Here is an 8,008-nt window from a genome sequence, read left to right on the forward strand (position 1 = left end):
ACTCGGTGCCTCGCCTAGGCTCGGCATGCCCTCACTCCGGCATTGCTCCGTGGGCCGCCGCGAAGGGCCATCCATGGCCCAGCGCGGCTACCTCGGCATCCATGCCGAGGTGCCCACTACGCAATGCCTGCGTTCGGCCAGCGTGGTTAACGGGGCCCCCAGATCAAAAGCCAGCGCGAGGCGGCCTGCCAGCCGGCCTGGCTCTCATTGTCGTGCTCCGATCCAACTGTGGGAGCGAGCTTGCTCGCGAAGGCGGTCTGCCAGCCGACCTGGTTCTCACGGTCGTGCTCCGATCCCATTGTACGAGGCGCATTGCCCCCCCTTCCAAGCGGGTTGGCCGTCGCTCCTGAATCTTGATATCGATCAATTGCAACTCGATCGTTTGGCCGTACTCTCCACTGCATATTGTGTTTATACGAATCAAAAAGCCTATATGTAGTGTCTGGAGCCAAAATGCAGAGCACGTTGATCTCAGTAGGGTGTAACCGCTTGCACAAGCGCGATGGCAGTGTGGTCGCCTTTGATGCGGACAAGATCCGCCAGGCGCTGATCGCCGCTGGCAAGGCCACTGGCGAATACGCCGAAGCCGAGGCCGAGGCGTTGCTGGAGGCGGTGTTGGCGCGGTTGGAAGGGCAGACGCGGTTGAACGTCGAGCAGATCCAGGACCGTGTCGAGCGGGTGTTGATGGATGCCGGTTTCTTTCTCTCCATGCGTGCCTACATCGTCTATCGCGAGCAACACGGACGCCTGCGTCGGGATCGCCGTACGCTGGTGGAAGTCGCCACGTCGATGAACGAATACCTGGACCGCGAAGACTGGCGCGTGCAGGCCAACGCCAACCAGGGCTATTCCCTCGGCGGGCTGATCCTCAACGTATCGGGCAAGGTCACCGCCAACTATTGGCTCGACGAAGTCTACAGCCAGGCCATCGGCCAGGCGCATCGCGAGGCGGACCTGCATATCCACGACCTGGACATGCTCGCCGGCTATTGTGCCGGCTGGTCGTTGCGCACCCTGTTGCACGAAGGCCTCAATGGCGTGCCAGGGCGGGTCGAGGCCGGGCCGCCCAAGCATCTGAGCAGTGCCCTGGGACAGATGGTGAATTTCCTCGGCACCCTGCAGAACGAATGGGCCGGCGCCCAGGCGTTCAGCTCGTTCGACACGTACCTGGCACCCTATGTGCGCAAGGACCAGCTCAGCTACGACGAGGTCCGGCAGTCGTTGCAGGAGTTCATCTACAACCTCAACGTACCGTCGCGCTGGGGCACGCAAACACCCTTTACCAACCTGACGTTCGACTGGGTCTGCCCACAGGACTTGCGTGAACAGATACCGATCATCGGTGGCGAAGAGATGCCGTTCGCCTACGGTGACCTGCAAGCGGAAATGGAACTGATCAACCGCGCCTACATCGAGGTGATGCAAGCCGGCGATGCGAAAGGGCGGGTGTTCACCTTCCCGATCCCGACCTACAACATTACCCACGACTTCCCGTGGGACAGCGAGAACGCCGACCGGCTGTTCGAAATGACCGCCCGTTACGGTTTGCCGTATTTCCAGAACTTCCTCAACTCGGACATGCAACCCAACCAGGTGCGGTCGATGTGCTGCCGCCTGCAACTGGACGTGCGCGAACTGCTCAAGCGCGGTGGCGGCTTGTTCGGCTCGGCGGAGCAGACCGGCTCCCTGGGCGTGGTGACGATCAACTGCGCGCGCCTGGGTTATCTGTACAAGGGCGACACCAGCGCGTTGCTGCAACGCCTCGATGCCCTGATGGAACTGGCGATGGAGAGCCTGGAGGTCAAGCGCAAGGTCATCCAGCATCACATGGATGCCGGTTTGTATCCGTACACCAAGCGCTACCTGGGCACCTTGCGCAATCACTTCTCCACCATCGGCGTGAATGGCCTGCACGAAATGCTGCGCAATTTCACCGATGACCAACAAGGCCTGCACACCGAGCAAGGCCGGGCATTCGCCCTGAAACTGTTGGATCACGTGCGGGCCACGCTGCTGCGATTCCAGGAAGAAACCGGCCACCTCTACAACCTCGAAGCCACGCCCGCCGAGGGCACCACCTACCGCTTCGCCAAGGAAGACCTCAAGCGCTATCCGGATATCTTGCAGGCCGGCAGCCCGGTCGCACCGTACTACACCAACTCGTCGCAACTGCCGGTGGGCTTCACCGAGGATCCGTTCGAAGCCCTGGAGCTACAAGACGAACTGCAATGCAAATACACCGGCGGCACCGTGTTGCACCTGTACATGGCAGAACAGATTTCCTCCACACAGGCTTGCAAGCAACTGGTGCGCAAGGCACTGGGACGTTTCCGCCTGCCGTACCTGACCATCACGCCGACCTTTTCCATCTGTCCGGTGCACGGTTATCTGGCCGGCGAACATGAGTTTTGCCCGAAATGCGACGAGGCCTTGCTGCTGCAACAACAGCGCCAGGGCAGCGTTCACTGATCCGATCCATCGACCGCAAGGAGCTTCACCCATGAATGCATCGCAAAGCCTTCCACAAGCACAGCGTCAACGCTGCGAAGTCTGGACCCGAGTGATGGGTTATCACCGCCCGGTGGCGGCCTTCAACCCAGGTAAGCAGTCCGAGCATCGCGAGCGGGTGCACTTCACCGAACGCGCGGCCGGGCGTCCATGAGTCGAGTGCTACGGGTCGGGGGCATGGTGCCCCTGACCACCCTCGATTATCCGGGCCAACTGGCGTGCGTACTGTTTTGCCAAGGCTGTGCCTGGCGTTGTCGTTATTGCCATAACTCGCAACTGATCCCGCCGCGCGGTAGCGAGGAGGTGGATTGGTGCCGGGTGTTGGCGTTCCTGCAGCGCCGTCAGGATCTGCTCGACGCCGTGGTGTTCAGTGGCGGTGAGCCAACCTTGCAGGACGGCCTGGCGCCGGCCATGGAGGAAGTGCGGCAGATGGGTTTTCGCATCGGCCTGCACAGCGCCGGCATCAAGCCGGCGGCCTTCGCCAAAGTGGTCGGGCTTGCCGACTGGGTCGGTTTCGACGTCAAGGCCTTGCCCGAAGATGCCCTGGACGTGACCCGTGTCGAAGGCAGCGGCGCCGCCAACTGGCGCAGCCTTGACCACCTGCTGGCCAGCGGCGTGGACTATGAATGTCGCACAACGGTGCACTGGCATTTGTTCGACCCCGAGCGGTTGCTGAACCTGGCCCGACGCTTGAGCGAACGCGGCGTCACGCGGTTCGCGGTGCAACTGGTGCGCACTGCGCGGATGCTCGATCCCCACCTTTCCAGCGTTTCGGCACAAGCCTTGCAGCCTGAGCTGTGGGCCGCCATGCGCGAGTTGTTCCCCTCGTTCGTCTTACGCAGTTGAGCGAGCGCCGGGATGAACGACCGACAGCGGCCCGGGATGACCGGGCCACACTTTTTTAGGTTTTCAAATGCGCTGCCAACCGGCAGGTAGTTGAACAGGGAGCATTTGATATGACCAGACTCACCACCGCCCAACGCATCGTGATCGGCTTTGCCATCGCGCCACTGGCCTTGATTGCCCTGGCGCTTTACGCCTTGAGCGACCTGGCGATGCTGCGCGACCAGGCCGAGCAGATCGTCAGGCAGGATTGGCCGAAGATCGACCCGATCATGGTGATCGCCACGGGCGTGCGCGATAACGCCAGGAATACCCGGGATTTGTTGATCGACAAGAACAATGCGCAAGTCCAGCAATCCATCGACGCCACCCGACAACGGATTACCCAGGCCTTCGCCACGCTGGAGCCGCTGTTCGATCAGCCTGAAGGCAAGGCCGCGTATGCCGAGTTGAAGAAACGTCGCGAGGCCTACGTGGCGGCGTTCGTCCAGGTGCAGGCGTTGATCCGCCAGGGCGCGACGGACGAGGCGATGACGCAGCTCAAGCAGGGCGTGATTCCGGCGGAGCTTGAGGTGTACAAAAGCCTCGAAGGGATGATGGCGATGCAGGGCAAGGTCTTTGTCGAACGTGAGCACTTGGCCCAGGCACGTTACAACGATGCGCGGCGCAACATGCTGGCGTTGGTGCTGGCCTGCCTGGCCCTGGTGACGACCGTGGCGATCCTGGTGACCCGCAGTGTGACCCGTCCCCTGGGTGGTGAACCCAATGACGCGGCGCGGGTGCTTAACCTCATCGCCCAGGGCGACCTGACGATCCGCGTGCCCGTGGGTGTCGGTGCCAATGACAGCGTGATGAGTAACATGCACGACATGCAGCAGAGTCTCAACAGCATGGTCCGGCACATTGCGGCCTCGGTGGATCGAGTGGCCAGTTCCTCCGAAGAACTGAGCGCGGTGAGCAGCCAGACCAGCAGCACCTTGCAGTTGCAGGGGCATGAAATCGAACAGGCTGCCGCGGCCGTGAACCAGATGACCGCCGCGGTGGACGAAGTGGCGCGCAATGCGGTGAGCACCAGCGAAGCCTCGCGGGTGTCCGAGCAAACGGCCCAGCGTGGTCGTGAACAGGTCCAGGAAACGGTGGCTTCCATTACCGCGCTGGCCGAAGGTGTGACGGACAGTTCCGGCCGAATCCAGCAATTGGCCGGGCGGGTACAGGACATCAGCTCGGTGCTGGATGTGATCCGCAGCATTGCCGAGCAGACCAATCTCCTGGCACTGAACGCCGCCATCGAAGCCGCCCGCGCCGGTGATGCCGGGCGTGGTTTTGCAGTGGTGGCCGATGAAGTCCGGGCGCTGGCTCATCGGACCCAGGATTCGACTCGGGAAATCGAGGGCATGATCGGTAATATCCGCCTGGACAGCGGGCATGCGGTGAGCTCCATGCAGAACAACAGCGAACTGGTGCAAGCCACGCTGCTGGTGGCCCAGCGCTCCGGCGAGGCCCTGGATGAAATCGCCCATTCGATCTCGCAGATCAACGAGCGCAACCTGATGATCGCCAGTGCCACGGAACAGCAGGCGCTGGTGGCGCGAGAGGTGGATCGTAACCTGGTGGACATTCGCAACCTGTCCGAACAGGTCATGCTGGGCGCGCGGCATACCGATACGGCGGGCCAGGACCTGGCGCAGATGGCCGGGTCACTGCATGAGACGGTGGCGCGGTTCAAGGTCTAGGCCGATCAATGTCAGGGCCTCGGCCCCACAATCCCTTGTGGGAGTGAGCTTGCTCGCGATAGCGGAGGGTCAGCTGGTGATAGTGTTGGCTGTGCTAAGGGTGGAACCCTAAGCCGCCGTTACCTAAATAACGGATATACACACCAAGTCAGGAGTTCCCAGCGACCGGCTCAGAAGCACCCAATCGCGGCCCGGCCGAATAACGAATCACACTAAGAACCGCCAACGTCGCAACCACCAACCCAGGAGACGTCGCCAGCAATACGGCCGTGGTCCCACCCCCTGCCGCCAGGATCTGTCCGGCAGCCAGCGGCCCGGCCACCGACCCCAGGCGTCCGATGGCCACCGCTGCACCAACCCCCGTCGCACGTACGGAGGTAGGGTAGGAGGGCGGCGCCAAGGCATAGAGGACCAATTGCGCCGCCATGACAAACAACCCAGCGGCGAACCCGGCAATGGCCATCGGCACGATACCGACCGAAAACCCGACCCCGGCCAGGGCGCTCAGCAGTCCGGCATAGACGAACAGCACCACCTTGATGCCATTGCAACGGTCCAGCAACAGGCCACCGAGCAACGAGCCCAGCGCTCCGCCGATGTTGAACAGCATTTGCACCAGGCCGGCCTGGGGTTTGCTGAAGCCCTGTTCCAGCAGCAACGACGGCAGCCAGTTGAGCAACATGTACATCACCGTCAGGGTGAAGAAATAACTCAGCCACAGCGCCAAGGTGGTACGGCCGCGACCTTCACCAAACAGCGCCTGAGTGGTGGAGCCGCGCGCTGTGCCGCCATCCTGCGCCTGGCGAAAGGCGCTGGATTCGGGGAGCCACAAGAGCATCAGCGGGACCACCAACAGGGGCGCCAACCCGCCGATGAAAAACGTCATCTGCCAGTGTTCGCCAAACAACATGGCGACCACTGCCGCCAACGCACCACCCAACGGAACGCCGGCGTACATCACGCTGATGGCCGTGCCCCGGCGCTGCTCGCCCACGGCTTCGGCGCACAGGGCGATGAGGTTGGGCAGGGCGGCGCCCAAGCCCAGGCCGGTCATGAAACGCGCCAGCAAGAGGCTGGAGAAGTGTTCGACATAAGCGGTGCTGAGGGAAAACACGCCGAACAGCAAGACAGCGGCGATGAGAATTTTCTTGCGACCGATGCGATCAGCGATCCAGCCGCCAAAGAACGCACCAGGCAACAGCCCGATGATCCCGGCACTGAATACCCAACCCATCATTTTCGGGTCGAGGGCAAACGTCTGTCGCAGCCCTGCGGCTGCGGTACCGGCTGACTGAAGGTCGAAACCCTCGATCAACGCGACGATGAAACACAGGGCGATAGTCAGCGTCGCACGACGCGCCGGACGGTTCATGGCAAATCCTCTTATTGTTTTTGTGAGGGACACCGGCTCGGAGGATAACCGGCAGGCGCATTTAAGATTAACAAAGCTAACTAAAAAATGAAGGATGCCAAGGAGGAGTCATAAACGGGCCAGATCATTATGAAAATCAGGGGCTTGGTACGAATATTCAAGTCAGTTGGTAAATTAGTTAATGATATTAATGTTCGATTATCGGTCAGTGTTGATTGACGAAGGGCCCTCGCGGTTTCCATTCTTGGTTCCCACGGCCCCTATCACCAAGGCTGGGCCGATCAAAACAACAACAATAAGTGGATATCGAACATGCCAAACCTTGCCCGGGACGCCTCGATGGCGCGCCCTGTTTTCTCGTTCGCCAGTCTGCTGGCCTGCCTCGGGCTGAGCCTGGGTTCTCCTGCCTTGCGGGCGGAGGGCTTCATCGACGACAGCCACGGTACCCTGACCCTGCGCAATTACTACATGGACCGCGACTACAAGGACGGCGGCGCCAAGACCGCGGCCAGGGAGTGGGCTCAAGGTGTGTTCATGAACGTCGAGTCGGGGTTTACCCCAGGGACGGTTGGGTTCGGCCTCGATGTGAGGGGGTTGCTGGGCATCAAGCTCGACTCATCGCCTGACCGAAGCGGCACCGAACTGTTACCGGTATCGAGCAGCGACAAGCGTGCGGCGGATGAGTATTCGCGCCTGGGTGTGACCGGTAAGCTGCGTTTCGCGCAAACCACCGTGAAGACCGGCGATGTGTCGATCTTCCTGCCGTTTGCCTTTGCCAGCCCATCGCGGCTGCTGCCGCAGACTTTTCGCGGGACGACCCTCAGTTCCAAGGACATCGACGGCTTGACGTTGAACACCGGCTATATCGATCGCATCGCCCGGCGCGATTCCACCGACTACCAACCGATGAGCATCGCCTCGCCCAACCGTCGTTTCAACGGTGCGGCGACTTCGTCCCATATGGCTTATGGGGGCGGCGACTACCAGGTCAACAAAGACCTCAGCCTGCGGGCTTACCACGCCGAAGTGGCGGATTTGTATCAACAGAACACCTTGGCGTTATTGCATAACCTGCCCTTGGGCGATGGCGTCCTGACCACTGACCTGCGCAGTTTTTTCAGCGACGAAGACGGCGCGGCCAAGGCTGGCAAAGTGGATAACCGCAACGTTTCGGCGCTGGTCGGCTATCGCCTGGGCGGCCATCGCGTGAGCCTGGGCTACATGCATTCCAGTGGTGATACGGCCACGCCTTATGTGTCCGGCACCGAGCTGATGGGCTTGAGCGAAATGACCATGAGCTCGGATTTCCTCAATGCCAAGGAACGCACCTGGCAGGCGATCCATGACTACGACTTTGCCGCCGTGGGCGTGCCGGGCCTGCGCAGTCGACTGCGTTATGTGCGTGGTGATCACATCGAATTGGCGGCTCTCAATGCCGAGGATCGCAAGGAGCGTGAGTTCCAGATGGAGCTGGGATACGTGATCCAGGGCGGCCCGCTGAAAAACGTCGGGCTGCTGGCACGCAAATCGATCTATCGCAACAACTTCCCGG

The 8,008-nt window shown here is 61.5% G+C and carries 6 protein-coding genes; 5 read left to right on the forward strand and 1 reads right to left on the reverse strand.

Annotated features, from left to right (window positions below):
- Positions 1-453: 453 nt before the first annotated feature.
- From BLU76_RS27390 to BLU76_RS27405, 4 genes are all read left to right on the forward strand, one after another.
- Positions 454-2,469: a ribonucleoside triphosphate reductase gene (locus BLU76_RS27390; protein ID WP_092145740.1), complete on the forward strand. Its 2,016-nt coding sequence runs from the start codon at positions 454-456 to the stop codon at positions 2,467-2,469.
- Between the two features lie 31 nt (positions 2,470-2,500).
- Positions 2,501-2,662, forward strand: a complete 162-nt coding sequence (gene nrdD, locus BLU76_RS27395) for an anaerobic ribonucleoside-triphosphate reductase (RefSeq protein WP_003202433.1) — start codon at positions 2,501-2,503, stop codon at positions 2,660-2,662.
- Positions 2,659-3,354 (forward strand): anaerobic ribonucleoside-triphosphate reductase activating protein, encoded by a 696-nt coding sequence (locus BLU76_RS27400; RefSeq protein ID WP_256572712.1) that lies wholly within the window; start codon positions 2,659-2,661, stop codon positions 3,352-3,354. The genes nrdD and BLU76_RS27400 overlap by 4 nt, the downstream gene beginning before the upstream one ends.
- Positions 3,355-3,464: 110 nt before the next feature.
- Entirely contained in the window at positions 3,465-5,084 is a 1,620-nt protein-coding gene (locus BLU76_RS27405) for a methyl-accepting chemotaxis protein (RefSeq protein ID WP_092145737.1), read from the forward strand.
- A 148-nt stretch (positions 5,085-5,232) separates the two neighbouring features.
- On the opposite strand, the gene mhpT is transcribed toward BLU76_RS27405, so the two are convergent.
- Positions 5,233-6,456: a 3-(3-hydroxy-phenyl)propionate transporter MhpT gene (mhpT, locus tag BLU76_RS27410; protein WP_092225265.1), complete on the reverse strand. Its 1,224-nt coding sequence runs from the start codon at positions 6,454-6,456 to the stop codon at positions 5,233-5,235.
- 312 nt (positions 6,457-6,768) lie between these two features.
- Between mhpT and BLU76_RS27415 the strand changes: the two genes are divergently transcribed.
- The coding region (locus BLU76_RS27415; RefSeq protein ID WP_092152511.1) for an OprD family porin at positions 6,769-8,008 on the forward strand (1,240 nt) is incomplete at its 3' end.

This window comes from Pseudomonas sp. NFACC08-1 (assembly GCF_900106735.1).
In the GTDB taxonomy this organism is placed as follows: Bacteria; Pseudomonadota; Gammaproteobacteria; order Pseudomonadales; family Pseudomonadaceae; genus Aquipseudomonas; species Aquipseudomonas fluorescens_Q.